General features: G+C 65.6%; 25 protein-coding genes, 1 tRNA gene and 1 pseudogene. 12 read left to right on the forward strand and 15 right to left on the reverse strand.

Features of this window, described 5'->3' with window-relative positions; translation table 11 throughout:
* Positions 1-102 precede the first annotated feature (102 nt).
* The 4 genes from ACO056_RS18575 to ACO056_RS18590 form a co-directional block, all read right to left on the reverse strand.
* Entirely contained in the window at positions 103-906 is an 804-nt protein-coding gene (locus ACO056_RS18575) for an SDR family NAD(P)-dependent oxidoreductase (protein WP_421849816.1), read from the reverse strand.
* Entirely contained in the window at positions 906-2,333 is a 1,428-nt protein-coding gene (locus ACO056_RS18580; protein ID WP_421849818.1) for an aromatic ring-hydroxylating oxygenase subunit alpha, read from the reverse strand. The genes ACO056_RS18575 and ACO056_RS18580 overlap by 1 nt, the downstream gene beginning before the upstream one ends.
* Positions 2,334-2,543: 210 nt before the next feature.
* The gene (locus tag ACO056_RS18585) at positions 2,544-2,972 is read right to left on the reverse strand and encodes a GFA family protein (protein WP_421849821.1); all 429 of its coding nucleotides are present in this window, start codon (positions 2,970-2,972) and stop codon (positions 2,544-2,546) included.
* Between the two features lie 57 nt (positions 2,973-3,029).
* Complete coding sequence (locus ACO056_RS18590) at positions 3,030-4,787, reverse strand: class I adenylate-forming enzyme family protein (RefSeq protein ID WP_421849824.1); 1,758 nt, start codon at positions 4,785-4,787, stop codon at positions 3,030-3,032.
* Positions 4,788-5,019: 232 nt separating this feature from the next.
* Between ACO056_RS18590 and ACO056_RS18595 the strand changes: the two genes are divergently transcribed.
* The 7 genes and pseudogenes from ACO056_RS18595 (at position 5,020) to ACO056_RS18625 (ending at position 12,307) form a co-directional block, all read left to right on the forward strand.
* Positions 5,020-5,853 (forward strand): thioesterase family protein, encoded by an 834-nt coding sequence (locus tag ACO056_RS18595; protein WP_421849827.1) that lies wholly within the window; start codon positions 5,020-5,022, stop codon positions 5,851-5,853.
* Positions 5,850-7,076 (forward strand): serine hydrolase domain-containing protein, encoded by a 1,227-nt coding sequence (locus ACO056_RS18600; protein WP_421849830.1) that lies wholly within the window; start codon positions 5,850-5,852, stop codon positions 7,074-7,076. The genes ACO056_RS18595 and ACO056_RS18600 overlap by 4 nt, the downstream gene beginning before the upstream one ends.
* Positions 7,077-7,113: 37 nt before the next feature.
* A pseudogene (locus tag ACO056_RS18605) lies at positions 7,114-8,355 on the forward strand (3-hydroxyacyl-CoA dehydrogenase NAD-binding domain-containing protein); the annotation flags it as partial.
* 13 nt (positions 8,356-8,368) lie between these two features.
* Positions 8,369-9,934, forward strand: coding sequence for a class I adenylate-forming enzyme family protein (locus ACO056_RS18610; RefSeq protein WP_421849833.1), 1,566 nt, complete (start codon positions 8,369-8,371; stop codon positions 9,932-9,934).
* 21 nt (positions 9,935-9,955) lie between these two features.
* The gene (locus ACO056_RS18615; RefSeq protein ID WP_421849836.1) at positions 9,956-11,131 is read left to right on the forward strand and encodes an acetyl-CoA C-acyltransferase; all 1,176 of its coding nucleotides are present in this window, start codon (positions 9,956-9,958) and stop codon (positions 11,129-11,131) included.
* 52 nt (positions 11,132-11,183) lie between these two features.
* Positions 11,184-11,933 (forward strand): hypothetical protein, encoded by a 750-nt coding sequence (locus ACO056_RS18620; RefSeq protein WP_421849839.1) that lies wholly within the window; start codon positions 11,184-11,186, stop codon positions 11,931-11,933.
* On the forward strand, positions 11,897-12,307 hold the full coding sequence (locus tag ACO056_RS18625) for a hypothetical protein (RefSeq protein ID WP_421849842.1): 411 nt from the start codon (positions 11,897-11,899) through the stop codon (positions 12,305-12,307). The genes ACO056_RS18620 and ACO056_RS18625 overlap by 37 nt, the downstream gene beginning before the upstream one ends.
* 189 nt (positions 12,308-12,496) lie before the next feature.
* Here ACO056_RS18625 and ACO056_RS18630 read toward each other — a convergent pair whose 3' ends face one another.
* Both ACO056_RS18630 and der read right to left on the reverse strand, forming a co-directional pair.
* Complete coding sequence (locus ACO056_RS18630; protein WP_421849844.1) at positions 12,497-12,922, reverse strand: DUF983 domain-containing protein; 426 nt, start codon at positions 12,920-12,922, stop codon at positions 12,497-12,499.
* Positions 12,923-12,930: 8 nt separating this feature from the next.
* Positions 12,931-14,319: a ribosome biogenesis GTPase Der gene (gene der / locus ACO056_RS18635; RefSeq protein WP_421849847.1), complete on the reverse strand. Its 1,389-nt coding sequence runs from the start codon at positions 14,317-14,319 to the stop codon at positions 12,931-12,933.
* Between the two features lie 134 nt (positions 14,320-14,453).
* Here der and ACO056_RS18640 point away from each other — a divergent pair, with 134 nt between their 5' ends.
* Entirely contained in the window at positions 14,454-15,245 is a 792-nt protein-coding gene (locus ACO056_RS18640; protein ID WP_421849851.1) for a CHAP domain-containing protein, read from the forward strand.
* 140 nt (positions 15,246-15,385) lie between these two features.
* On the opposite strand, the gene mmsB is transcribed toward ACO056_RS18640, so the two are convergent.
* The 5 genes from mmsB to ACO056_RS18665 form a co-directional block, all read right to left on the reverse strand.
* A complete protein-coding gene (gene mmsB / locus ACO056_RS18645) occupies positions 15,386-16,255 on the reverse strand; it encodes a 3-hydroxyisobutyrate dehydrogenase (RefSeq protein WP_421849854.1) in 870 nt (289 codons plus the stop codon).
* A 155-nt stretch (positions 16,256-16,410) separates the two neighbouring features.
* Positions 16,411-17,193, reverse strand: a complete 783-nt coding sequence (locus tag ACO056_RS18650) for an enoyl-CoA hydratase-related protein (protein WP_421849857.1) — start codon at positions 17,191-17,193, stop codon at positions 16,411-16,413.
* A complete protein-coding gene (locus tag ACO056_RS18655) occupies positions 17,190-18,236 on the reverse strand; it encodes an enoyl-CoA hydratase/isomerase family protein (protein ID WP_421849860.1) in 1,047 nt (348 codons plus the stop codon). The genes ACO056_RS18650 and ACO056_RS18655 overlap by 4 nt, the downstream gene beginning before the upstream one ends.
* A complete protein-coding gene (locus tag ACO056_RS18660) occupies positions 18,233-18,646 on the reverse strand; it encodes a VOC family protein (protein ID WP_421849862.1) in 414 nt (137 codons plus the stop codon). Before ACO056_RS18660 ends, ACO056_RS18655 begins: the two co-directional genes overlap by 4 nt.
* Complete coding sequence (locus ACO056_RS18665) at positions 18,643-19,788, reverse strand: acyl-CoA dehydrogenase family protein (RefSeq protein WP_421849865.1); 1,146 nt, start codon at positions 19,786-19,788, stop codon at positions 18,643-18,645. The genes ACO056_RS18660 and ACO056_RS18665 overlap by 4 nt, the downstream gene beginning before the upstream one ends.
* A gap of 101 nt (positions 19,789-19,889) precedes the next feature.
* Between ACO056_RS18665 and ACO056_RS18670 the strand changes: the two genes are divergently transcribed.
* A complete protein-coding gene (locus ACO056_RS18670; protein WP_421849868.1) occupies positions 19,890-20,990 on the forward strand; it encodes a helix-turn-helix domain-containing protein in 1,101 nt (366 codons plus the stop codon).
* 93 nt (positions 20,991-21,083) lie between these two features.
* On the forward strand, positions 21,084-21,905 hold the full coding sequence (locus tag ACO056_RS18675) for a sterol desaturase family protein (protein ID WP_421849871.1): 822 nt from the start codon (positions 21,084-21,086) through the stop codon (positions 21,903-21,905).
* Positions 21,906-21,918: 13 nt separating this feature from the next.
* On the opposite strand, the gene ACO056_RS18680 is transcribed toward ACO056_RS18675, so the two are convergent.
* Positions 21,919-22,302 carry a RidA family protein gene (locus tag ACO056_RS18680; protein ID WP_421849873.1) on the reverse strand — a complete coding sequence of 128 codons (384 nt, stop codon included), beginning with the start codon at positions 22,300-22,302 and terminating at the stop codon, positions 21,919-21,921.
* Between the two features lie 3 nt (positions 22,303-22,305).
* The gene (locus ACO056_RS18685; protein ID WP_421849876.1) at positions 22,306-23,802 is read right to left on the reverse strand and encodes a CoA-acylating methylmalonate-semialdehyde dehydrogenase; all 1,497 of its coding nucleotides are present in this window, start codon (positions 23,800-23,802) and stop codon (positions 22,306-22,308) included.
* A 92-nt stretch (positions 23,803-23,894) separates the two neighbouring features.
* On the opposite strand from ACO056_RS18685, the gene ACO056_RS18690 reads away from it, so the two are divergent.
* On the forward strand, positions 23,895-24,785 hold the full coding sequence (locus ACO056_RS18690; protein ID WP_421855590.1) for a LysR family transcriptional regulator: 891 nt from the start codon (positions 23,895-23,897) through the stop codon (positions 24,783-24,785).
* A 45-nt stretch (positions 24,786-24,830) separates the two neighbouring features.
* Here the strand turns inward: ACO056_RS18690 and ACO056_RS18695 are convergent, their stop codons facing one another.
* The gene (locus ACO056_RS18695) at positions 24,831-25,163 is read right to left on the reverse strand and encodes a DUF3297 family protein (protein ID WP_421849879.1); all 333 of its coding nucleotides are present in this window, start codon (positions 25,161-25,163) and stop codon (positions 24,831-24,833) included.
* A 104-nt stretch (positions 25,164-25,267) separates the two neighbouring features.
* Here ACO056_RS18695 and ACO056_RS18700 point away from each other — a divergent pair.
* A tRNA-Val gene (locus ACO056_RS18700) sits at positions 25,268-25,342 on the forward strand.
* Between the two features lie 128 nt (positions 25,343-25,470).
* Here ACO056_RS18700 and cobU read toward each other — a convergent pair.
* Complete coding sequence (cobU, locus tag ACO056_RS18705; RefSeq protein ID WP_421849882.1) at positions 25,471-25,983, reverse strand: bifunctional adenosylcobinamide kinase/adenosylcobinamide-phosphate guanylyltransferase; 513 nt, start codon at positions 25,981-25,983, stop codon at positions 25,471-25,473.
* Between the last annotated feature and the right edge of the window lie 10 nt (positions 25,984-25,993).

The following is a 25,993-nucleotide window of genomic DNA, read 5'->3' on the forward strand; positions in this document are numbered from 1 at the left end:
CTTGGTTTCGCTCCCAACGCCGAACGCTTGGGCCAGGCGAATGCTCCAACTTCGTCATGGCGAGCGTAGCGGAGCAAGGACGAGGGGAGTGCGTGGTTTACCCTATTGCGCGGTCCACCCGCCATCGACGACGAGTTCGGCGCCGGTGATGTAGCTCGCGTCGTCCGAGGCGAGGAACGCAATGGCCGGTGCTATTTCATCAGGATCGGCAATCCGCCCCATCGGCGTGCTCGCGCCGAGCCCTTCCATCAAGGCCTCGACCGAGGCGCCCATGCCCTTCTCCACCCAGCCCGCCATGCCTTCCTCAAGCAGCCGCGTGCGCACAAAGCCGGGGTGCACCGAATTGACGCGGATCGGCATGCGCTTCTGCGCAAACTCGATCGCGACTGCCTTGCAGAACAATCGCACCGCGCCTTTGGAGGTGTTGTAGGCCGAAGCATCGGCGATGCCGACGATCCCCATGATCGAGCTGATCGCGATGACCGAGGCGCCGCCGCGCGTGGTCCGCCCGCTTTCTTCCATCAGCGGCGCGCAGTGCTTCACGCCAAGGAACAGGCCATCGACATTGACCGCCATGACGCGGTGCCAATCGGCAAGGCTGATTTCCTCGACCCGCGCGGTGCAATCGGTGCCGGCGTTGGCGACAAGCACATCGAGCCGCCCGTGATCGGCGCGAACTTGCTCGGCGGCCGCCTGCCAATCAGGCTCCTGCGTCACGTTGAGCTGCAGGTAGTGCGCGGAAGGCCCCAACCGGCCGAGCACTGCGACAACGTCCGCCGCACCGGGATCGGGAAGGTCGGTAAGCACCACCGACGCGCCCTCGGCCAGCAGCCGCTCCACCGCCGCAAGGCCTATGCCGCGCAGCGCGCCCGTCACCAGCGCGACGCGCCCTTCAAGCCGATGCATCACGCGGTCTTGGGCAATTCGCCGGAAATGTACTTGTCCATGGTGCGGTGGAACTGGCGGATGCGCGTTTCCTGATAGTGGCCGAGTTCCAGCCGCTTGTTCTTGGATGCCTTCATCCCCTGCTGCACGTGCGGCAGGTTTTCCATATCCTGATCGAACACGCCCGCAAGCGCTGCACCGATGAGGTGGCCGGCAAAGGCGAAGGGCTGGTCATCGGGGATCATGAACATCTCGGGGCCGCGCGCCGGCTTCTCGCCCTTCTGCGCGCGCATCAGGATGCGCACTTCCATCAGGCAGTGATCGGCATCCTTCCACGGCCGCCAGCGATAGACGATGTTGGGCACGAAGCCGCCCCACGGGCTCCAGTTGGGGAAGATATTGTAGGTCAGGTTGTCGAGCATCTCGCTGTCCGAGGCCTGCGAGTAATCATGCCCGTTCATCGCCGCGAAGCCTTCGCGGTTGGCCTCTGCCAGCACCTTGCGCGCGAGCAGCGGATCGGCCGGATCGAAGCCCTTGATGTCGGTCGGATCGCTCGCATTGCGGCGGCCGCGGCCATCGCCCGCGCCGAGGAATTCGGCCAGCTTGTTGATCACATAGAGCTGGTCCTTGCCCTTGAGGTGGGGCGAAAGCGTGCCATTGGGCGTGATCGCCCGGTTCATGTGATCGCCGTAAAGATCATACCGCGTGTTGGCATCTGCGGTGAACGGCAGGATCTGGGGATGCGTGACCACCGAGTGCCACGCTTCCATGAACGCCTCGGACACGGCCTTCCAGTTCGCCGGCACGATGCGGGCGACCCACGCGCCGGTGGTGCATTCGTCGAGCCGCCAGTTGTCGTAATGCTCGACGCCGGGGCCGATCCACTCACGGAAGCCCGGCAGATCCGGGTTCTCGGTGATGAGGATGAAGCCCTGCCAGCGCTCGACCCGCACTTCGGGGAGCGAAAGGTCCTTGTCTTCGAGGTGCTTGAAGTCCCACGAGCAGGGGATTTCCTTGAGGCTGCCGTCGTTGTTCCAGGTGAAGCCGTGGAACGGGCAGCGCAAGTTGATCGCGCGCCCGCTTTCCAGCCGCAGCTTGCGCCCGCGGTGGAGGCACACGTTGTAGAACGCGCGCACGCTGTCGTCCGGTTGGCGGACCAGCAGGAACGACTTGTCATTGATCTCGTAGACCACGGTATCGCCCGGATCGGGCATGTCTTCCTCACGCGCAGCGAACTGCCACACGTTCGGCCACATCTTCTCGTCTTCCAGCGCCTTGAACGCGGAACTGGTATAGCGATCCGGATCGAGCGGCTCGTCGCCCAGTTCCTGCGTCGATTCCATCACGAGGTAATCGGGCGCGGGGCGCGTGTCGGCTGCCAGCATATCGGTATAGGTGATCCCCGGGCAGCGGTCGGAACGGTCGATCTGGGGGTCAATGTCAGCCATGGCGGATCCTGAATGTGAGCGGCGCAGGTTCGGCAAGGCAAACCTCACCTTACGCGCTGGTCTTGCACGCAGCATATTGCCATCCTGCCGTCCTCCAACAAGCTGGCGCATTGAATAGGAAGAGGCACAGCCGCCCGCTTCGCCACCCCGGATCAGGCCCGGATCAGGCCCGGATCAGGCCCGGATCAGGCCCGGGACTGGCGGGCGCGGTTACTGCTTATCCAGCAAGGCCGCGCCTTCGGGGAGCGTCACCCAGTTCTGCTTGCTGGTCGTCCAGAAATGGACCGTGGGCGCAAGTTCGTCCGGGTTATCGAGGGTGCCGGCCTTGATGAAGATCATGCCCTGCGCCATCCCGTCGCGCGTTTCGCTGAACACGGGCGAACCGCACGTGCCGCAAAACTTGCGCATGACCGGATTGCCCGATTCGCTGCCGTCCTCATAGACGGTGAGCTCGCCGCTGCGCTCCAGCGCGGCAAACGGCACGGCGACGAGCACCGAAAAGGCCGTGCCCGCCTGTTTCTGGCAATGGCGGCAGTGGCACACGCCCGTCAGCAGCGGCGGCCACGAAGTTTCATAGCGCACCGCCCCACACAGGCATCCACCCGTGCGCCGCTCGCCTGCGGTTGCTTCTTCAGTCATGTCCTGCTCTCCCTTATCCTCGCCGCCATCATCGCATGCACGCATGGCGGCGCCATCTCACGTTTCTGCCAGCCCGGAATCAGCCAGCATGGCCTTGAGCTCGTTCTTGAGGACCTTGCCGTTGGCGTTGCGCGGCAGGGTCTGGGCGATGAAGGCAATCCGCACCGGCACCTTGAAGCCCGCGAGCCGCGCCGCGACAAAGGCGCGCAGTTCCTCCTCGCTCGCCTCCGTGCCGGGCGACAGATAAACGACCGCCGCCGGTTCCTCGCCCAAAGTGCGGTGCGGGATGCCCACCAGCGCCGCGTCGGTCACGGCGGGATGCTCGTAGAGCACGTTCTCGACCTCGATCGAGTAGATGTTCTCGCCGCCCCGGATGATCACGTCCTTGGCGCGGTCGACGATGGTGCAGAAGCCTTCGTCGTCGAGCCGTGCCAGATCGCCCGTCCGCACCCAGCCGTCCACGAACGTCTGCTCGGTCGCCTCCGGGCGGTTCCAGTACCCTGCGACGATCATCGGCCCGCTCGCCCAAAGCTCGCCCACCGTGTTCGGCGGCAGCACGGTAACGCCATCGTCGGCGCGGATTTCCAGACTGGCGACCGGAGCCGCCGGGCCGCAGCTCGATGGCCGGTTGAGATAGTCCTCGGCCATATGGTGGGTCACCGTCGCAGAGGTCTCGGTCATGCCCCAGCCGTTGCCGGGGAGCGCGCCGAAGGTCTGCCAGATCGCCGTAACGAGTTCGGGCGCGGAAGGCGCGCCGCCATAGGCGATGGCCTCGAGGCTCGAGAGATCGAACTTCTCCCGATCCGGATGTTCGATCAGCTGCCAGGCGATGAACGGCACGCCGCCGGTCATCGTCACGCGCTCTTGCTCGATCAGGCGCATGGCCGCGAGCGTATCCCACTTGTGGAGAAGCACGAGCCGGCTGCCACCGGCGAGCGAGCCCATCAGGGTCGCGGAAAAGGCGGTGGCGTGGAAGAACGGCACCGCGAGCAGGATGACGCGCGGGCGCGGCTCAGGCAGTCCTTCACCCCGCCGCCGCGCCGATTGCGCGCCGCTCCACGCGCTGGTCATGATGTTGGTGGTGAGATTGCGATGCGTGCCAAGCGCGCCCTTGGGCCGCCCGGTCGTGCCGCTGGTGTAGAAGATGCCGGCGGGATCGTCGCTGGCGATCTGCGCCTCGGGCAGTTCCGCATCGGGCAACTCAGGCCAGCTGGCAGGTGCGCCGATCAGATCCTCCAGCCGTTCGGCGCCCTCGCCCTGACCGCGCGATACGACCACCTGCTGCAGCGGCAGCCCTTCAACGTGGGGCGCAATCCGCGCCCAGCGATCGGCATCGGCGATCAGCACCCGCGATCCGCTATCCTCCAGCGCGAACGCCAGTTCCTCGCCCGTCCACCACGCGTTGAGCGGCACGATGATCGCCCCGATCGCGCAGGTGGCCATGAACGCGACCGGCCATTCCGGCAGGTTGCGCATGGCCAGCGCCACCCGGTCGCCCTTGCCCACGCCGCGCGCGGCCAGCGCCGCCGCCAGAGCTGCCACCGCGCGGTGGAAGGCATCGAAGGTCACTCGCTCCTCGCCGTAGACGAGGAAATCGGCAGCGCCGTGCGTGCGCGCCGCCGCCAGCACGCCGCGCAGATCGGGCAGAGCATTCTTCCACACGCGCGTCGGCACACCGCGGATCGTCACGGTTTCCATCTCGAACGGCTGGCCGGGCGCGCAAAGTTCCGCGCGGATTTCGGCCAGCGTATGCACGGGCCAGCCGGCGGGAATCGTGGGAAGTGCGCAAGTTGGTTCGGGGTTCGGTTCGGTCATGACATCCTCAGGGGGGCCGCTCGGATCGGCGGCAGTTGGTTGCGGGCAAGACTAGTGTCAGCCCCGCCTTGCAGCAAGGCCCGCCAAACCGCCCGATGCCGTAGCGGAAGCCACCAAATCCGTGGGAATTGCTGTGTTTTTCCGGCTGGCGCGCCCACGCAAAGCGCTTCCCTGATCCCCCTTGATGACCTAATCCGGCGCCACCGAGAAGATTCGCGAGAGGGGACAGAATTTGCCGCCAGCCGATGGCACGGACCCGGTCGAACCGGCGCTGCACGAAGCAGACATGGGCCTCGGCGCGCTCGCGGCCCGGCTTGTTCCGCTGGGTGAAGGGCGCTTCAAGCTCGATGGCGCGGCTGGCTGGATGCAGGGCCGCACGATGTATGGCGGCGCCGCTGCCTCGATCGCCTATGCCGCCGCCGTGAAAGCTTTTCCGGGCTTGCCCCCGCTGCGCGCAGCGCAAGTCGGCTTCGTCGCGCCGGTGGGTGAACATCTGGAAGCTGAAGCCGTGATGCTCCGGCAGGGCCGCAGTGTCGCGCAAGTCGAAACCTCCTTGTATTGCGACGGCGCACTCGTCCAGCGCACGCTCTGGCTGTTTGGCGCCGGGCGCGGCAGCAACGGCTCCGTGGCGGCCAGGATCGAGCCGGAGCTCGTCCAGCCGGAAGATTCCCCCAGCCTCGGCTCCACTGACATGGCCCCCGCCTTCACCGCGCGGATGGACATGCGCCGCGCCGATCCGGCCGGCGGCTCGCCCCACGGCACGATCCGCCGCTGGGTGCGTCTGAAGGACCGCGCAGACCTTGATCCTGTCGCCGAACTTGTCGGTATCGGCGATGCGCTGCCCCCCGGCTCGGCCCGCGCGATGGAGCGCCTTGGCCCGATCAGCTCGATCACCTGGGCGCTGACGATCCTCGGCGAAGTGCCCGCAACGCGCGAAGGCTGGTGGCTGCTCGAAACCAGCTCGAACCACATGGGCAACGGTTTCAGCAGCGAAACCTTGCGCCTGTGGAACAGTGAAGGTGTCGAAGTCATGCACGGTCTGCAATCGGTGGCGGTGTTCGGATGATCGCGCTTGCTGATCCTGCCGCCCACGGCTTCGATGCCGGCCGCCTTGCCCGCATCGCTGCATTTCTGGACGAGCGCTATGTCGCCCCCGGCCTGCTGCCCCATGGCGACTTGCTGATCGCGCGCGAAGGCCAGCCCATTCACCGCATCACGCTCGGCAAGGCCCGCGCTGATGGCACGCCGCTCGCCGAAGATGCGATCTACCGCATCGCCTCGATGACCAAGCCGCTCACCAGCACCGCATTCATGATGCTGCTGGAGGAGGGCAAAGTCGCGCTCGACGATCCCGTCACCAAGGTGATCACGGAGTTCGCCGGGCTCGGCATCTACAACGGCGGCGGCGGCGATGCGCCGTTCTTCCCCACCCGCGCAGCGACCAATCCGATGCGCATGGTCGACCTGCTAACCCACATGTCGGGCCTGACCTACGGCATCCAGAACCGCACCAATGTCGATGCCGCTTACCGCAAGGGCCGGCTTGACGGGCATGCCTCGCTTCCCGGCAGCGATCACTTCATTGCCGAACTCGCCAAGCTCCCGCTAGAATTCGATCCGGGCACGAGCTGGAACTACTCGGTCAGCACCGATGTGCTGGGCGTGGTGGTTGCGCGGCTTTCCGGCATGAGCCTCGGCGAATTCTTCCAGGCCCGCATCTTCGCCCCGCTCGGCATGGTCGATACCGGCTTCCACTGCCCACCCGAAAAGGCGCACCGCCTTACCGATAGCTGGGCCTGGAATCCGCTGGGCGCGCCGACGCTGATCGACCATGCGGACAAGTCGAACACCCTGCGCGCGCCGCGCTTCGAAAGCGGCGGCGGTGGCCTCCTCTCGACGACGACGGACTACCACCGCTTCTGCGCCGCGCTCGCCAAGGGCGGTGCGCCGCTGATCTCGCCCAAGACGCTGGCCTTGATGGCATCGAACCACCTCCCCGGCGGAGCGGACCTTACGACGCTTTCCAAAGCGCTGTTCAGCGAATCCGGCAATGCCGGCATCGGCTTCGGCCTCGGTTTCGGCGTCGTGATCGATCCGGCCAAAACGCTGATTCCCGGCTCACGCGGCGAATTCCACTGGGGCGGCATCCATTCGACCGCCTTCTTCGTCGATCCGGTCGAGAAGCTGCACATGGTCTTCATGACCCAGCTTTTCCCCTCATCCAGCTATCCCATCCGCCGCCAGCTCAAAACGCTGGTCTATTCAGCGATGACGCGCAGTCACGCCTGAGCCTACCCAAGGAGATACCACGATGTCCGATCCCATTTCCGGCGCGAAAGAGCACATCGATGCGGCGCGCAAACTCGCCGCGACGATCGACGATATTCCCGCCGACACTGCGCTGCTTCCCGTGAACAAGGTCGGCGTCATCGGCGCGGGCACCATGGGCGGCGGCATCACGATGAACTTCCTCACTGCCGGCATTCCCGTCACCATCGTCGAAATGACGCAGGAAGCGCTCGACCGCGGCGTTGCCACCATGCGCCGCAACTACGAGAACACCGTGAAGCGCGGCAAGCTGGACGCCGCCCTCGCCGAAGCTGCGATGGGCCGCCTGACCCCGACGCTCGAGTTCGGCGCGCTTGCAGATGCCGATCTGGTGATCGAGGCGGTCTACGAAAGCATGGACGTCAAGAAGGAGGTTTTCGGCAAGCTTGATGGCATCGTGAAGCAGGGCGCGATCCTTGCCAGCAACACAAGCTACCTCGACGTGAACCAGATCGCCGCTTGCACAAAGCGCCCCGAAGCCGTGCTCGGCATGCACTTCTTCTCCCCCGCCAACGTGATGAAGCTGCTCGAAGTCGTGCGCGGCTCGGCCACCGCCAAAGATGTGCTCGGCACGGTGATGGCGCTCGCGGTGAAGATCGGCAAAGTCCCCGTCGTCTCGGGCGTGTGCGACGGCTTCATCGGCAATCGCATGCTCAGCAAGCGGCAGGAGCAGGCCAATGCCCTCATCATGGAAGGCGCGGACTTCGCCGAGGTTGACAACGCCCTGCTCGAATTCGGCTTCCCGATGGGTCCGTTCCAGATGGCGGACCTTGCGGGCCTCGACATCGGCTGGCACCGCGACCCCAGCCGCATCGAAACCCTGCGCGATGCGCTCTGCGCGCAAGGGCGCTGGGGCCAGAAGACCGGCAAGGGCTACTACGATTACGACGAGAACCGCCAGCGCACGCCGGCTGCGGTCACGCGCGGCCTGATCGCCGAATGGGCAGCGAAGGCCGGCAAGCCGCAGCGCACGATCGACGCGGCAGAAATCCTCGAACGCCTGCTCTATCCGATGATCAGCGAAGGTGCGCTCATCCTCGAGGAAGGCATCTCGCAGCGCGCTTCCGATATCGATACCGTCTGGCTCAATGGCTATGGCTGGCCCGCGTGGACCGGCGGCCCGATGTTCTGGGCAAGCCACATCGGCCTTGGCACGGTCGTCGCCGGCCTTGAAAAGCACGGCCTCCCCGTTGCCCCGCTGCTGGCGAAGAAGGCCGCAGCCGGCGAAACGTTCGACTGAGGGCGATCAGGCCATGCGTATTGAGGATATCGTCGAAGCCCCGTTCATTCCGCTGAGCGTGATCCTGCGCGCTCACGCGGCGCGGAGGGGTGAGGCCATCGCCCTGGCGGACGAGACCACGCGCCTGTCATGGGCCGGTCTCGACGCCATGCTCGACCGCGTGGCCGCAGCATTGCAGCGCGAAGGGGTGGCGGCGAACGAGCCTGTCGCCATCGCGGCGAGCAATTCGGTGAACACCGGGCTCGCCTTCCTCGGCGCCTTGCGCGCCGGGGCCGTCGCGGCACCGCTCACCTCGACCGCCGCGCCGCCCACCGTGCTCGCCATGCTGGCCGACAGCACCAGCCGCGTGCTGTTGCTCGACGCCGCCATGGCGGAGGGGCTCGCGGGCCTGCCCTTCCCGGATCACGTGAAGCGCATCGCGCTCGATGACAGCGCGGCGGGCGTTCCCTTTTCCGAGTGGATCGCCCCCGCAGGCGCGAAGCCGGAGGAACGCCTGCCCGCCCCGGAAGACCCCTTCAACATCATCTATTCCTCGGGCACCACCGGCGTTCCCAAGGGCATCGTCCAGTCGCACCAGATGCGCCACGAATATGTCCGCCGCGGGCTCGGTTCCGGCTTTGACGACGACAGCGCGACGATCTGCTCGACGCCGCTCTATTCGAACACCACGCTCGTCAGCTTCCTCCCCACGCTCACGGCAGCGGGCAAAGTGGTGCTGATGAAGAAGTTCGATGCCCGCGCCTTTCTGGAACTCAGCGAGCGCGAGCGGGTCACCAATGCCATGCTCGTGCCGGTGCAATACCGCCGGATCATGGAGCACCCGGATTTCGATAGCTTCGATCTCTCGTGCTACCGGCTCAAGTCCTGCACCTCCGCGCCGTTCCCCGCCTGGCTCAAAGCCGATGTGCTGAAGCGCTGGCCGGGCGGCCTGGTCGAAGGCTACGGCCTTACCGAGGGCGGCGCGACCACCAACCTTGTCGCGCACAAGCATCCCGACAAGCTCCACACCGTCGGCCAGCCTTCGCCCGGCCACGTCATCAAGATCATCGACGAGGACGGCAACGAACTGCCGCAAGGCGCGGTTGGAGAGATCGTCGGCCGCTCGCCGATCATGATGAACGGCTACCACGGCCAGCCCGCCAAGACGCGGGAGATGGAATGGTACGACACGGAGGGCAACCGCTACCTGCGCCATGGCGATGTGGGCCGGTTCGATGAGGACGGCTTCCTCATCCTGATGGACCGCGCCAAGGACATGATCATCTCGGGCGGGTTCAACATCTTCCCGACCGACCTTGAGGCCGAACTGACCCGCCAGAGCGCGGTGAAGGAAGCGGCCGTTGTTGGCATCCCTTCCGACCAATGGGGCGAAACCCCGCTGGCCGTCGTCGTCCTCGCCGATCCTGCCGCCGATCCCGAAGCCATCCGCGTCGAAGCCAACCGCGCACTCGGCAAGACCCAGCGCATTTCCCGCATCGAAGTGATCGATGAACTGCCGCGCAGCCCGATCGGCAAAGTGCTGAAACGCGAACTGCGCGACCGCTTCGGCGGCAATCCCATTGCTCAAGCCCCCCTCTGACAAGTTCCAAGGAGACCAACCATGCGTGATGCCGTTATCGTCGCTGCCGCCCGCACCCCCATCGGCCGCGCCTACAAGGGCGCGTTCAACGCCACCCCCGGGGCGACGCTGGGCGCGCTTTCGCTGCAAGCTGCCGTCGCCCGCGCCGGGGTCGAAGGCGCCGAGATCGACGACGTCGTGTGGGGCTCGGCGCTTCAGCAGGGTACGCAGGCCGGCAACATCGCCCGCCAGGTCGCGCTGCGTGCGGGCCTGCCCGTCACCGTCTCGGGCCAGAGCATGGACCGCCAGTGCTCATCGGGCCTGATGACCATCGCCACGGCCGCCAAGCAGATCATTGTCGACCGCATGGATGTCGTCGCCGCGGGCGGTCAGGAATCGATCAGCCTCGTCCAGACCAAGGACATGCGCGTCGCGCCTGATCGCAGCCTCATTGCCATGCACAACGCGGTCTACATGCCGATGTTGCAGACCGCTGAAACCGTCGGCAAGCGCTACAACATCAGCCGCGAAGCCTGCGACGAATACGCCCTGCAATCGCAGCAGCGCACCGCCGCCGCGCAGGCTGCGGGCAAGTTCGATGACGAGATCGTGGCGGCCAGCGCCTCGATGGGCGTGCAGAACAAGGAAACCGGCGAGATCACGATGCACGACGTGACGCTCACCAAGGACGAGGGCAACCGCCCCTCGACCACGCTCGAAAACCTGCAGGCGCTCAAGCCCGTGATCGAAGGTGGCATCGTGACCGCCGGCAATGCCAGCCAGCTTTCGGATGGTTCGGCCGCCGTCGTGCTGATGGAAGCCGGGGTTGCCGCGCAGAAGGGCCTCGCCCCGCTGGGCCGCTATGTCGGTATGGCCGCTGCTGGCACCGAGCCGGATGAAATGGGCATCGGCCCGGTCTTTGCAGTCCCCGCCCTGCTCAAGCGCTTCGGCCTGAAGATGGATGACATCGGCCTGTGGGAACTCAACGAGGCTTTCGCTGTCCAGGTGCTCTATTGCCGTGACAAGCTGGGCATCCCCAACGAGCTGCTCAACGTCAACGGCGGCGCCATCTCGATCGGCCACCCCTATGGCATGACCGGCGCACGCGGTGTGATGCACGCGCTGATCGAGGGTAAGCGCCGGGGCGCGAAGCATGTCGTCGTGACGATGTGCGTCGGCGGCGGCATGGGCGCGGCGGGGCTGTTCGAAGTCCTCTGAGGCATCGGCGCGGCGCTTGCCCAGTGGCAGCGCCGCGCCTACCCTCCCGCACATGACCGACGACACCAGACCCCCCAAGGACAGAGAGTGGCCGCAGGATGGCCGCGAACGCCTGATCTACCCCTCGCCCGTTGGCTGGAAGGGCACCGATTTCGTCGACAACGAGGGCGAATTGCTCAAGCGCCTGAACCCCAAGACGGTGTTCATGATGGGCGACAACCCCGCGCTCCCGCGCATGCCCGAGCGCCCGCGCCTGCTGGATTTCTTCCGCTGCCGCTTCGGCGATATCACCGTGCGCCACCTCCTTGTCAGCGCCAAGCGCGCGCTGGATGATGGGCTGCCGGAAAAGGTCGTAATGGCCTGCCTGCTCCACGACATTTCCAACGGCTGCCTGATCCGCTGCGACCACGGCTACTGGAGCGCGCAGCTGGTCGAGCCCTATGTCGATCCCGAAGTGGCCTTCGCGGTGAAGTACCACCAGGCGCTGCGCTATGTGCCCGATGAAGCCGCCGGCTATGCTTACCCCGAAAGCTACCACGCCTTCTTCGGCCCGGACTATCAGGTGCCGGACTACCTGCTGCGCGACGCCGAGTACGCGAAGAACCACAAGTGGTACATGACCGCGCGGCAGATGACGCTCTACGACACCTACTTCTTCGACGATTTCCCGGTGGTGCAACCGGAGGAACTGGAAGACGTGATCGGACGGAACTTCAAGGAGCCGGAGGAAGGGCTGGGCTATGATGGTTCGCCATCAGCGCATATGTGGCGCACGATGATCTGGCCGAACAACTTTTTGTGAGGGGGTTCGCCTATAAACGAGGGGTGTTTGCACTGCTCCTGAGCGGTTGCAGTTTGCCTGCCAACCAGACAGAGCCGCAAGAAACGAAGACAAGCCAGCCGACCCCGAGCATTTCGGCGACGGTCCCGGCCTCCGTTACGCCCGCCCAGAATTCGGTCTCCGAGCACAAGCTTACAAGTGCGGCGGTGGAACTCTACGAGGCGATCAAGCGGCTAAATGCTGCTTGTGTGAATGCGGGCGGCGGCGTCAGTGGTTCGCCCGATTGCGACGCGGGCACCGCCAAGGAAGAGCAGCTTGAGAAACTCGGCTACTGCATCGACTATCCGAACCACGAAAAGCTGGCGCGATGTGTCGACGTTAAGCGGCGGCCATAATCCATGCGCTCATGCCGAACCATTTACCGCCTTACGCCAAATGCGTGTGATGTCTGGTCCTCCCTGTTTTTCCGAAGGACAAACGGGGAGGGGGACCGCCCGCGTAGCGGGTGGTGGAGGGGTAGAGGCCCCTCCGTCAGCCCTGCGGGCTGCCACCTCCCCATTTGCACTTCGTGAAAATGGGGAGGACTACGCCACCCCAGCCTCAACCTTCCCCGAATGCCCGGCAAAGCCCTGCATCCCCAGCCACCACTGCAGCGCGATTACGCCGCCCTTGGCGGGGCGCAGGATCGCGGCGATCAGTGATGCGGCCAGGACCAGCGCGATCAGCATCATTGCCCATTCCGGCAGGCTCTCGATCTTGCCGAGGCCGATGATCACCGGCGCCATCAAGTGGCCGGTCAGAAGGATCGCGATATAGGGCGGGAAATCGTCGGCCGCGTGCAGCGTCCAGTTCTGCCCGCACATCCGGCACCGCTCGACCGGCTTGAGCCCGCCTGTAAACAGATGCGTACCCCCGCAGCGCGGGCACTTGCCCCGGATGCCGCGCAGGATCGCGCTGCCAGCGCTGTGCGGCAGGATCGCAGGGTCAAGCGGCAGGGCGGTATCGGGCATGGCGCGGACTACTTCTTCGCGAACGGGTTGGTCGGGCTGCGCAAGGTCAGCCGGATCGGCACCGCATCGAAACCCAGTTCGCGGCGGATGCCGTTCACCAGATAGCGCCGATAGCTTTCGGGAAGCTGATCGAGCCGCGTGCCGAACATCACGAAGCTCGGCGGGCGGATGCGGGCCTGCGTGATGTAACGCAGCTTGATGCGGCGGCCGCCCGGTGCCGGCGGCGGATTGGCGGCGAGCGCATCGTCGAACCAGCGGTTGAGCGCCGAGGTCGGCACGCGCTTGGACCAAGCCGCGCGGATATCGAACGCCGCGCTGAGCATCTGATCGAGCCCCTTGCCCGTCCGCGCCGAAACCGCGAGCAGCGGTACTCCGCGCACTTGTGCAAGGCCTTCTTCGAGCGCGGCACGCACGCCGTTGAACAGGCCGGAGGGATCCTCCGCCACGTCCCACTTGTTGATCGCGATCATCAGCGCACGCCCTTCCTCGAGCACCATCGAGGCGATCTTGAGGTCCTGATGTTCCAGCCCGCGCGTCGCATCGAGCAGCAGCACGACGACTTCGGCAAAGTCGATCGCGCGGCGCGCATCGGCGACGGACATCTTCTCCAGCTTTTCGACGACCTGCGCCTTCTTGCGCATGCCCGCGGTGTCGATCAGCCGCACCGGGCGGTAGGCGTCGCTGGCGGGATCGAACCACTGCCAGTCGATCGCGATAGAATCGCGCGTGATCCCCGCCTCGGGCCCCGTCAGCAGGCGGTTTTCGCCGAGCATCTTGTTGATCAGCGTGGACTTGCCCGCATTGGGCCGCCCGACGATGGCGAGCTTGAGGACCGATTCGGGATCGAACTCCTCTTCGTCTTCCTCGCCCTCTGGCGGGAGCATGTCGTCCTCGTCGTCCGTGCCTTCGATATGCGGGCGCAGCGCCTCGAACAGATCGGCGAGGCCCTGTCCGTGCTCGGCGGAAAACGCCACCGGCTCGCCAAAGCCCAGCGCGAAGGCGTCATAGAGACCCGGATCGCCCGCGCGCCCTTCGGCCTTGTTGGCCATGAGCACGATCGGAATGCGGCTGGAGCGCAAATATCGCGCGATTTCCTCGTCAAGCGGGGTCACGCCTGCGCGCGCGTCGATCACGAAAAGGGCCACGTCCGCGCCCACCAGCGAGGCTTCGGTCTGCTGGCGCATGCGGCCGGGCAGCGTCTCGGGATCGAGGTCTTCCCAGCCTGCCGTATCGACTATGGTAAACTTCAGGCCGAGCAGATCCGCATCGCCAAAGCGGCGGTCGCGCGTCACGCCGGGCTGGTCGTCGACGAGCGCGAGCTTCTTGCCGACCAGCCGATTGAACAGCGTCGATTTGCCGACGTTGGGCCGGCCAATGATGATAACCTGGGGCAGCATGGCCCTCCCGTGGCCCCAACGCGCCCGGAACGCAAGCGCAGCGTGGCTTGGCCTTCCGGCTAAGGGTTAAGCTTAAGGGGCATTAACCAGCTTCGCTTGAGCCGCTTTAACCACACGGCGGCAATGGTGGCTGCATGAGCACGGCACCTCTGCGAATCGCACTCCTCTTTCTGCTCGCCGCAGTGCCCCCCGTGGCCCAGGCGCGTCCGATCGCGCCAGATCTGGCCGGTTCAAGCTATGATAGCGCGGATGACGGTGCCGGAAATGTCGGGCGCGATTTTGCGCTCCCCTACATCCAGTGCGTGCCGTATGCGAGGCAGGTTTCCGGCATCCAGCTCTACGGCGATGCGCATACCTGGTGGGATCAGGCGGCCGGTCGCTATGCCCGCGGCACGCGCCCCAAAGCCGGCGCGGTCATGGCCTTCCGCCCCTATGGCGCCATGCAGCTCGGCCATGTTGCCGCCGTCAGCCGGGTGATCGATTCGCGCACGGTGCTGCTGCGCCATGCCAACTGGTCGCCCATCGATGGGCGGCGCGGCCAGCCTGAGGACAACGTCCGCGCGGTCGACGTTTCCCCGGCGAACGACTGGAGCGAAGTTCGCGTGTGGTATGCCCCGCTCGGCGGCCTCGGCACGACGCACTGGCCGGTCGAGGGCTTCATCTATAACCGCAAGCCGCTTCCCAATGAACGCCTGACCGTGCTTGCTTCGGCAGAGGCACCGAAGGCGGCCTACACCTCGCGCATCGGCCCCGATTTCCTCAAGGGAATCGTCCCCGAGACGACCCGCACGCCGACGCGCCGCCCGCTGGCCGCGCGTGACAATGGAAAGCCACGCATAGAGGAGCGGGAAGACCGCACCCTCGCGGTCTCCCCCAGCCTTGCCCGCGACCCGATCGGCCGCATCATCGCCAGCCGCGTGCGCTGAGCTACGGTTCCGACACTTACGCCCTGATACCAGCCCCGCTCATGCTGAGCTTGTCGAAGCATCACAGCACGACGGTCGCGTCAGCACCCTTCGACAGGTTCAGGGTGAGCGGGGTTGGGCGCATTTTGGAGGCCTAGACCTCAAAGCGTCTTGATGATCGCCGAAAAGTCTAGGCCACCGTTGCCCGCATCGGCGAAGGCCGCATAAAGCTCCGCCGCGCGCGCACCCATCGGTACTTCGGCCCCGGCACCCTTGGCCGCTTCCATCGCGAGCTTGAGGTCCTTCAGCATCAGCGCGGTGGCAAAGCCGCCCTGATAGCCGTTGTCCGCCGGGGTTGTCGGGCCGACACCCGGCACCGGGCAATAGCTCGTCATCGACCAGCACTGGCCCGAAGCCTTGGACGAGATGTCGAAGAAGGTCTGAAGATCGAGCCCCAGCTTCTCCGCCATGGCGAAGGTCTCGCAGGTCGCGATCATCGAGGCGCCGAGCAGCATGTTGTTGCAGATCTTTGCCGCCTGCCCTGCCCCGCTATCACCGGCATGGATCACCGCCTTGCCCATGGCGGCAAGGATCGGCTCACCGCGCGCAAAGGCATCGGTGCTGCCACCGACCATGAACGTCAGCGTGCCGCCGTTGGCCGCCGCGATCCCGCCCGAAACCGGCGCATCGACCATGGCATAGCCGGCATCCGCCGCCAGCGTGGCCACTTCGCGCGCGGTGGCGACGTCGATCGTCGAGCAATCGAGCAGCAGTGCGGATGCGGGCGCCTGGCCGATCACGTCGGCGGTGTAGACCGCCTTCACGATTGCGCCGTTTGGCAGCATCGAAACCACGGCATCCGCGCCCTGCACGGCTTCCTTCACCGAGGTATAGGTCGTGCAGCCGTTCTCCTGCGCGCGCGCCAGCGCCGCTTCGGCAAGATCGAACGCGTGGACGTCATGCCCCGCCTTGACGAGATTTGCGGCCATGCCGCCGCCCATGTTGCCGAGGCCAATAAATGCGATTTTCATACCCACTCTCCTTGCCCTCTCCCCTTGAGGGGAGAGGATACGAAGGCTTGGCAGTCCTGAGCTTGTCGAAGGACGCCTAGCCGAAGTTGAAGAGGGGTTTGCGACGTTCGCCCCCTCTCCCAACCCTCTCCCCTGAAGGGGAGAGGGCTACAAAATTACCGCCCCTTCCACACGCCGGGGCGCTTCTCGATGAAGGCAGCCATGCCTTCGGCCTTGTCATCGGTCGCGGTCAGCACCTGGAACACGCGGCGCTCGAACAACACGCCTTGGTCGAGCGTCATCTCGAACGCGGCGTTGACCATTTCCTTGTTGGCGATCACGGCCACCGGCGGCATCGCCGCGATGGCTTCAGCTGCAGCAACCGCCTCATCGATCAGCGAAGCGAGCGGCACGACGCGGCTGACGAGGCCCGAACGCTCGGCTTCCACCGCGTCCATCATCCGGCTGGTGAGGCACATGTCCATCGCCTTGGCTTTGCCGACCGCGCGGGTCAGACGCTGCGAGCCGCCCATGCCGGGCGCAACGCCGAGCTTGATTTCGGGCTGGCCGAACCTGGCGTTTTCCGAGGCGATGATGAAATCGGCCATCATGGCAAGCTCGCACCCGCCGCCTAGCGCAAAGCCGTTCACCGCCGCGATCCACGGCTTGCGCGTGGCCTTCACGATATGGCTGGTCCAGCGCGAGAAGAAGTCGCCGGTGTAGAAATCGGTCGTGGCCTTGTCGGCCATTTCCTTGATGTCTGCGCCTGCGGCAAAGGCCTTTTCGCCCGAACCGGTCAGGATGGCGCAGCGCTGGCCGGGGTCTGCTTCATAGGCGCCGAACGCCACGATCAGTTCCTCAAGCACCTGCGAATTCAAGGCGTTGAGCGACTTGGGGCGGTTGAGCGTGATCAGCGTGACCGCGCCGCGCTGTTCGACAAGGATCGTCTCGTACGTCATAGGGGGCTCCATTCTGCGCTATCAGTGAGGGGCGCGAAGATCGCGTCCAGCATTTCGTCGGTCACGCCTTCGGGCGTCGCCGGGTTCCACTTGGGGGCATTGTCCTTGTCCACGATCACCGCGCGCACCCCTTCCGCAAAGTCGGGGCGCACCAGCACGCGGCTGCAGATGCGGTATTCCATCACCATGTTCGCGGCGAAATCGGGCAGCGTGAGGCTGGTCGCCAGTTGGCGCAGCGCAACCTTGCAGGTCTGCGGGCTCTTGGTGTGGAGCGTTGCCAGCGTGGCGGCGGCAAATTCGCTGCCATCGGCGGCGAGCGCGGCGAGGATGTCCTCGTAGCGGTCCGAGGCGAACAGCCGGGCGATATCGTCCGCCTGAGCCGCAATCCGGGGCTCAGGCGGCACGGCGGCAAGGCCGTGCAGGATCGCCGGAATATCGCCCGGATTCGCCGCAATCTTCGCCTTGGCTTCCGCGAGCGCGGCGGCCGGCAGGTAATGCGTCGCAGAGCCCGCCCAGAGGCATTCCGCGCCGTCCATCCGCGCCCCGGTGAGCGCAAGGTACTGGCCCAGCCGCCCCTTCATGCGCGAAAGGAACCAGCCGCCGCCCACGTCGGGGAACAGGCCGATACCGGTCTCGGGCATGGCGAGCCGGGTGTTCTCGGTCGCGACGCGGTAGCGTGCCGGATCGGCGATGCCGACGCCGCCGCCCATTGTGATCCCGTCCATGAACGCCACGATGGGCTTTTCATACGTCATGATCAGGTGGTTGAGGCGGTATTCGTCGAAGAAGAACTTGCGGCCCGAAGCGCCTTCGTCGGTCAGCGCGGAATTGCGCAGGAAAGCGATATCGCCGCCCGCGCAGAAGCCGCGTCCTTCGGAATGGTCGATGATCACCGCGCCGATTGCGGGGTCATCACGCCACGCCAGCAGCGCGGCCGTCATGCCATCGACCATGGCCCGGTTGAGCGCGTGGATCGCCTTGGGCCGGTTGAGCGAAAGCACGCCCATCCCCCCTTCGGTGCGGACAAGAATATCGTCTGTCATGCGGCCTTTCCCATCTCCTGCGGAGCCAGAGGTTCGATCAGATCCCAGCGGTTGCCGAAGGGATCGCGAAACACCAGCACCGCGCCATAGCTCTCGCGGCGCAGTGCCGCCTCAATCATCACGCCTCGCTCGCGCAGCAACGCTTCGCTCGCGGCAATATCGTCGGTGTGGAGGAAGAACCCGACCCGCCCGCCGGCCTGCCTGCCGATCGCGGCGGCCTGCGCATCATCCGCCGCGCGCGCCAGCAACAGCTTCGCGCCCTCGCCGCAGGAGACGACGACCCAGCGCTTGCCCGCGCCGAGATCGGTGTCCTCGATCAGATCGAAGCCCAGCGTCCCGACAAAGAACGCCAGCCCCGCGTCATAGTCGGGCACGACAATCGTCACCATGGCGAGGCTGCGTGCAATCATTGCCGCAGCAGATCCCTGCCAATGATCAGCTTCATCACCTCGTTGGTGCCTTCAAGGATGCGGTGGACGCGCAGGTCGCGCCAGAAGCGCTCGATCGGATAGTCCTTGAGATAGCCGTAGCCGCCAAACACCTGCAGCGCGCGGTCGACCACGGAAGAGCCGGTATCGGTGGCAAAGCGCTTGGCCATCGCCGAGAACCGCGTCTTGTCGGGCGCGTTGCTCGTCACCTTGGCCGCCGCCAGATAAAGCAGCGCGCGCGCCGCTTCGAGCTCGGTCGCCATGTCGGCAAGCTGGAACTGGGTGTTCTGGAAATCGGCGATCGGCTGGCCGAACTGGCTGCGGTCCTTGGCATACTTGATCGCTTCATCGAGGCAGCGCTGGGCACCGCCGAGCGAACAGGCCCCGATATTGAGCCGTCCGCCATCGAGCCCGGCCATGGCAAAGCGGAACCCATCGCCTTCCGCGCCCACGCGGTTCGCTACCGGCACTTTGACATTCTCGAAGATCACCTGCGCGGTGGGCGAGGCATTCCAGCCCAGCTTGCGCTCCGGCGCGCCGAAACTGAGACCCGGCGTCCCCTTGTCGATCACCAGACACGAAATGCCCTTGGGGCTGGCATCGCCGGTGCGCACCATCGTCACGTAGATATCGCTCACCCCGCCGCCCGAGATGAACTGCTTGGTGCCATTGACCACATAATGGTCGCCTTCAAGCCGCGCCGTGGTGCGCAGTGCTGCCGCGTCCGATCCGGAACCCGGCTCGGTCAGGCAGTAGCTGGCGATCTTGTCCATGGTGACGAGTTCGGGGAGATAGCGGCCCTTGATCTCGTCCCCGCCGAAGCGGTCGATCATCCACGAAGCCATGTTGTGGATCGAGATGAAGGCGCTGGTCGTCGGGCAGCCATAGGCCATGGCTTCCATGATCAGCGCAGCGTCCAGCCGCCCGAGCCCGATTCCGCCGCTTTCCTCGCTCACGTAGATCGAGGCGAAGCCGAGTTCCGCAGCTGCCTTGATCGTGTCCAGCGGAAAGCTGTGCTCCTCGTCCCACTGCGCTGCAAACGGGGTGATCGCATCGGCGGTAAACCGCCGCGCCATTTCCTGGATGGCAAGCTGGTCGTCGGTAAGGGCGAACTGGTCGGTCATGCTCTGGCCTTGCATTGCAGGGAGGGTGAAAACGAGAGGCGCCACGGGGCCACTACGGGTCCTAGCCGATGCGCGGGGGCAGGCAAGGTTTGGCGCAGGCCATGGACCTTGGGGCGAGCGCGGGCCATAACCGGCCGCGCATGGAAAGCCTCGATACCGCCAGCCTCGACATTGCCCTGCGCCTGATCGGCATCGGCCAGCTCGTACTCGTGGCGCTTGTTGTCTGGCGCAGCGCTGCCTGGGCAGCGGTGCGCCGCGTGACAGTGGCGCTGCTGATCGGCGTGATTGGCTATCTGATCAATTCCGGCCCGCAGTTCATGGCGCTCGCGATGCCCCTGCGCCTTGCTGTCGTGCTTGCCAGCAATCTCGCGCCACTGTTCCTGTGGCTTTTCGCGCATGTCGTGTTCGACCGCCCGGTCGATAGGCGCATCGGCCTTGCCGGGTTTGGCCTGATCGTCGCCAGTGTGATGGTCTTCGTGCTGCGCCGTTGGACGGCACCACTGATCCCGCTGGCCGATGCCGTGGGCCACCTCACCGCCGCAGCGCTGGTGATCCACGCCATCATCATCGCGGTCCGTGAACGCGACGACGATCTCGTCGAGCAGCGCCGCCGGTTCCGCGTGGGCTTCGTGCTGGTCGTCGCGGTACTTTCGATCGGCGTGCTCGCAAGCGAGGCGTGGTTTGGTTTCGGCCACGAACCGGCGTGGATGCTGGTCAGCCAGTCGGTGGTGATCGCGCTGGCGATACTCGGAATCGGCACCGCCATGCTGGAAGCCGACCCCGCGCTGCTCGCACCGCCGCGCGGAGTGGGCGCACCGCTTGCGGGCGATGACTGGAGCCCGGCCGAACGCGTCCTGAAGGGCAAGCTCGATGCCGTTATGGCGGGCCGTGTCTGGCTCGAGCCTGGCCTTACCATCGGTACGCTCGCCGCCAAGCTCGATGTGCCCGAGCACCGCCTGCGAGCCCTGATCAACCGCCGCCTCGGCCACCGCAACTTCTCGGCTTTCCTCAACGCGCACCGCATCGCCGAGGCGAGAGCTGTGCTGGCGGATCCGGCGCGCGTCGATCTGCCCGTCCTCACTATCGCGATGGACCTCGGCTACGGCTCGCTCGCCACGTTCAACCGCGCCTTTCGCGAGAGCGTGGGGCAGACCCCCACCGAGTACCGCCGCGCCGCGTTTGCCGATCCTGAAAAACCCTGATCGATTCCGGAAAGCATCAGCATTTTCGGGCCGCGCGGAGCCAGCATGACGCGGCTCTGACACACCACGGGCATCCCCTTCCCGGAGAGCCCCATGCCGATCACGCTTCTGTTCCTCGTTCACCGCATGCTCGACAGCATCTGGATCGAAAGCCTGCGATACTTCATCGGCGCCGCCGGTGTCGCGCTGCTGTGCTGGTTGCTGGCCAGCCGCATCGCCGATCGCCGCATCCAGGCGCGCCGCGCCACCCATGCCGACCGCCTGCGCGAAATGCGTCAGTCGATGTGGTCGATGGCGGTGTTCGCCGTCGTCGATCTGATCACGGTGGTACTGATCGCGCTGGGCGCCATCGCGTTCAACGATGGCGCGCCCGTTCTCACGACGATCCTGTGGCAGACCGCCGCCCTGATCCTGATGCACGATGCCTACTTCTACTGGATGCACCGCTGGATGCATCACAAGACGATGTTCCGCATGCTTCACGCGGTCCACCACCTCAGCCGCACGCCGACCAGCTGGGCCGCCTACAGCTTCGCCACCGGCGAGGCCGCGTTCGAGGCAGTGATAGTCCCGCTGATGATCGCCGCGATCACCCTTGTCGCACCCGCAGAGCCATGGGCCGTGTTCATTTTCCTTGGCCACCAGATTGCGCGCAACGCCTTCGGCCACGCCGGTTTCGAACTTGCCTGGCCGGGCTTCACCCGTTCGCCGTGGACGGGCTGGCTGACCACCACAACGCACCACGATCTTCACCACAGCGAGGGGCGCTACAACTTCGGGCTCTACTTCACCTGGTGGGATCGCTGGCTGGGCACCGAACATCCGCGCTACCATGAACGCTTCGAGGCGGTGGTGAGCCGCAGCCGCGAAGCCGCCGGGCAAGAAGTGCCGGTGCATGGTGCGGCTCATTCCTGACCTTGCCCGCCGATCATGCCTCCATCACCTCGGCTTCGATCTCGACCTTCCATTCCGGCCGGATGAAACCCGAAACAACAAGCGTTGTCGTTGCAGGCCGTGCCACGCCGAACCACTTGCCATGGACCCGCGCCACTGCATCGAAATCGGCCCGGTCGGTGAGGTAGATGCAGGTCCGCACCGTGTCGGCGATATCGCCACCAAGGTCCGCGATCGCCTTTGCCACGATGGCGCAGCAGCGCTCCATCTGCGCCGCCGCATCCCCCGGCGTGCTCGAACCATCCGGCTCGATTGGCGCCGTGCCTGCCACCATGATCTGCTTGCCCGTGCGGATCGCCCGGGAGAAGCCGATAATTGGCTCCATCGGCGATCCGCTGGAGACGCGCACCTTCGTCATGCCTCACCCCATCGTCGGGATGACGAACGCATTCCCGCTGTCAGGCAGGCCATCGGGCCAGCGCTGCGTCACGGTCTTGACCTTGGTCCAGAACTTCACGCCTTCGACACCGTGCTGGTTGGTGTCACCAAAGGCAGAGCGCTTCCAGCCGCCGAAGGTGTGATAGGCAACCGGCACCGGGATCGGCACATTGATACCGACCATGCCGACATTGACCCGCGCCGCGAATTCGCGCGCCGCATTGCCGCTGCGGGTGAACAGCGCGACGCCGTTGCCGTACTGGTGCTTCGAGGGGAGCTCCAGCGCTTCCTCGAAATCCTTGGCGCGCACGATTTGCAGCACGGGGCCGAAGATCTCGTTCTGGTAGCTTTCCATGTCTGCCGTCACGTGATCGATCAGCGTCGGGCCGACGAAGAAGCCGTTCTCGTGGCCCTGCAAGGTGAAGCCGCGCCCATCGATAATGATCTCGCCGCCTTCCGCCTCGCAGCGATCAATCCAGCGCTCGATGTTCGCCTTGTGCGTGGCGGTCACCACCGGGCCGTAGTGGCAGTCCTTGTCGGTCGAGATGCCGACACGCAGCTTCTCGATCGCCGGGATCAGCTTGGCCTTGAGCCGTTCGGCGGTCTCATCGCCCACCGGCACGACCACCGGCAGCGCCATGCAGCGCTCGCCTGCCGAACCGAAGGCAGCGCCCGCCAGATCGTTGACCACCTGATCGAGATCGGCATCCGGCATCACGATGCCGTGGTTCTTCGCGCCGCCCATGGCCTGCACGCGCTTTCCGGCTGCGACACCGCGGTTGTAGACATAGTGCGCAATGTCAGACGAGCCGACGAAGCTCACCGCGCCGATGGCCGGGTGATCGAGGATCGCGTCAACCATTTCCTTGTCGCCGTGGACGACCTGGCAGATACCCTCGGGCAGCCCCGCTTCAAGGAACAGTTCAGCAAAGCGCACCGGCACCGAAGGATCGCGCTCGGAAGGCTTGATGATGAACGCATTGCCGGTAGCAATGGCCACGCCTGCCATCCACAGCGGGATCATGCCCGGGAAGTTGAACGGGGTGATCCCTGCGCCGATGCCGATCGGCTGGCGCATCGAATAGATGTCGATGCCTGGCCCGGCGCCCTGCGTATATTCCCCCTTGAGCACATGCGGAATGCCGCAGCAGAACTCGATCACTTCCAGCCCGCGCTGGATGTCACCCTTCGAATCGGCAATGACCTTGCCATGCTCGGAGGACAGCAGGTGCGCCAGTTCGTCGATGTTCGCTTCGACCAGACGCTTGAATTCGAACATCACGCGGGCGCGGCGCTGCGGGTTGACTGCGGCCCAGGCGGGCTGCGCCGCCAGCGCGGCCTGCACCGCACGCTCCAGCGTGGTGGCATCGCCCAGCGCGACTTCGGCCTGCACTGCGCCGGTATTGGGATCGAACACCGGACCCTTGCGCGCCGGGGCGCCGCCCGAACCGCCGACAATGAAATGATCGATCTGGCGCATGCACGGAATCCTTTCCTGACGAATTTGTGAAGCTCACTGCACCCCGGATCAATTGCAAGCAAGGTGAGAAAATGCGAGGGAGGCCTGCAATGATGCAGCCTCCCGACTGGAGCGATTTCCAGACCTTCCTCGCCATTGCCCGCGCCGGGCAGCTTGCCCGCGCGGCGCAGGCCATGAGCGTCGATGCCACCACCATGGGCCGCCGCCTGCGCAGGCTCGAAACGCGCATCGGCGCCACCCTGTTCGAACAGACGCGTGAAGGCCAGGTGCTCACCGAGGCGGGTGAGGCCCTGCTGGTCGAAGTCGAAGCGATGGAACGCGCTGCCAGCCGCATTGCCGAACACGGCGGCGGCGGCCCGGCGGGCCTTTTGCGCGTCAGCCTGTCCGAAGGCTTTGCCAGCTGGATCGTCGCCCCCGCGCTGAACACTTTCACCGCCGCGCACCCGCGACTCGTCATCGATCTCGTCGCCAACTCCGGCTTCCTCAGCCCCTCGAAGCGCGAGGCGGATCTAGCGGTCACGCTCTCGCGCCCGCGCGCCGGGCCGGTCATTGCCGGCAAGCTCTCGGACTATCACCTGCGGCTCTATGCCTCGCCGGACTATCTCTCAGGCCACGCCCCGCTGCGCCGCCCCGGGGATCTGGCAAAGGGCCACGCGCTCGTCGGCTATGTACCCGATCTGCTCTATGCCCCCGAACTGCGCTATCTCGCCGAAATCGAACCGGGCCTCGCCGCAACGGTGCGCTCTTCCTCGATCAACGCGCAGCACCGCCTGATCGCGGCGAGCGCCGGCATCGGCGTGCTCCCGTGCTTCATCGGCGATGCCGACCCACGCCTCATGCCTGTGCTGCCGGACCGCCGCATCACAAGATCGTTCTGGCTGGTGATGCACAAGGATACGCACAGCCTGGCCAGAGTGCAGGCCTTCAAGACATGGCTGACGGCCCTGGTGGAGCAGGAACGGGGGCGGCTGCTGCCCCACTAGGCCGTAAACTCATAAACCGCGCCATCGAGGCGCCCAAATGGCGAACTAAAGCTTGGCGACAGGCGCGTCCTCGCCCAGATCTTCGTACCATGCCTCGACCGCGCCGGAGAGCTTGAGCGTCAGCGGATTGCCCTTGCGGTCCATGGTCTTGCCCGCCTGCACGCGCACCCAGCCTTCGGAAATGCAGTATTCCTCGACATTGCGGCGCACCGTGCCCTTGAAGCGGATGCCGATGCCACGGCGCAGCTTCTCCGCATCGAAAAACGGGCTGCGCGGATTGATCGCGAGGTGATCGGGGGGCACGTCCGGTCCGGCAGCGGGTGCGGGAGCGGCGGATTCGGGCCCACCTGATTCGAGAGGGGATGCTTCTTCGGTCATGGTCGCCGCAAATATCTTGATCGCCCCACTTGTCAATCAAGCGCCGCCATGGCAGAGGCGCCCGCCTGTTCGGCCGCCATGCCTAGCGCATAGGCCCGCCGCACGGGCGCGTAGCTCAGTGGTAGAGCACACCCTTCACACGGGTGGGGTCGCAGGTTCAATCCCTGCCGCGCCCACCATCTTTTCAAAGACTTGGAAGAGATGGTGGCACTCTTCACGAAAAACCATGAAAAGCTGAGGTGAACGGCGGCGGACCAACGATTTCCGCGGGATCAGCCCGGGCCAGTGAACACGGGGCTCGCTCTTCCTATTTCAGCCGTTGGGGAAGGCCCGCAGTCACAAACCAGACTTCGTCGGCGGCGCGCGCCATTGCCTGATTGAGCCAGCCCGCCTCATCGCGAAACTGCCGGGCAAGCGCGTTGTCCGGGACGATACCCTGGCCCACTTCGTTGGAAACCAGCAGCAGCACGCCCTGAATATCGGCAACCAACTTCGCAAGCCTGTCCCGCGCGGCCGCCACGTCATGGTCGCCCAGCATCAGATTGCTGAGCCAAATGGTCAGGCAATCGACCAGCAGCACGGCGTCCTTGCCGTCATGTTCCCGTATGGATTCTTCCAGTTCCAGCGGACATTCGACCGTGTGCCAGTGACTGGCGCGGTCAGCGCGGTGGCGCGCGATGCGGCTGGTCATTTCATCGTCGAGCGCTTGCGCGGTGGCGAGATAGATGTGCTGGCCCGCCAGGGCATCCCCAAGCTGTTCTGCAAAGCTGCTCTTGCCTGATCGTGCTCCGCCGAGAACCAGAACCACTCTGCCCGTCATTGCTTCCCCT

The sequence above is a fragment of the Novosphingobium sp. genome (assembly GCF_965228995.1).
Taxonomy (GTDB): Bacteria; Pseudomonadota; Alphaproteobacteria; order Sphingomonadales; family Sphingomonadaceae; genus Novosphingobium.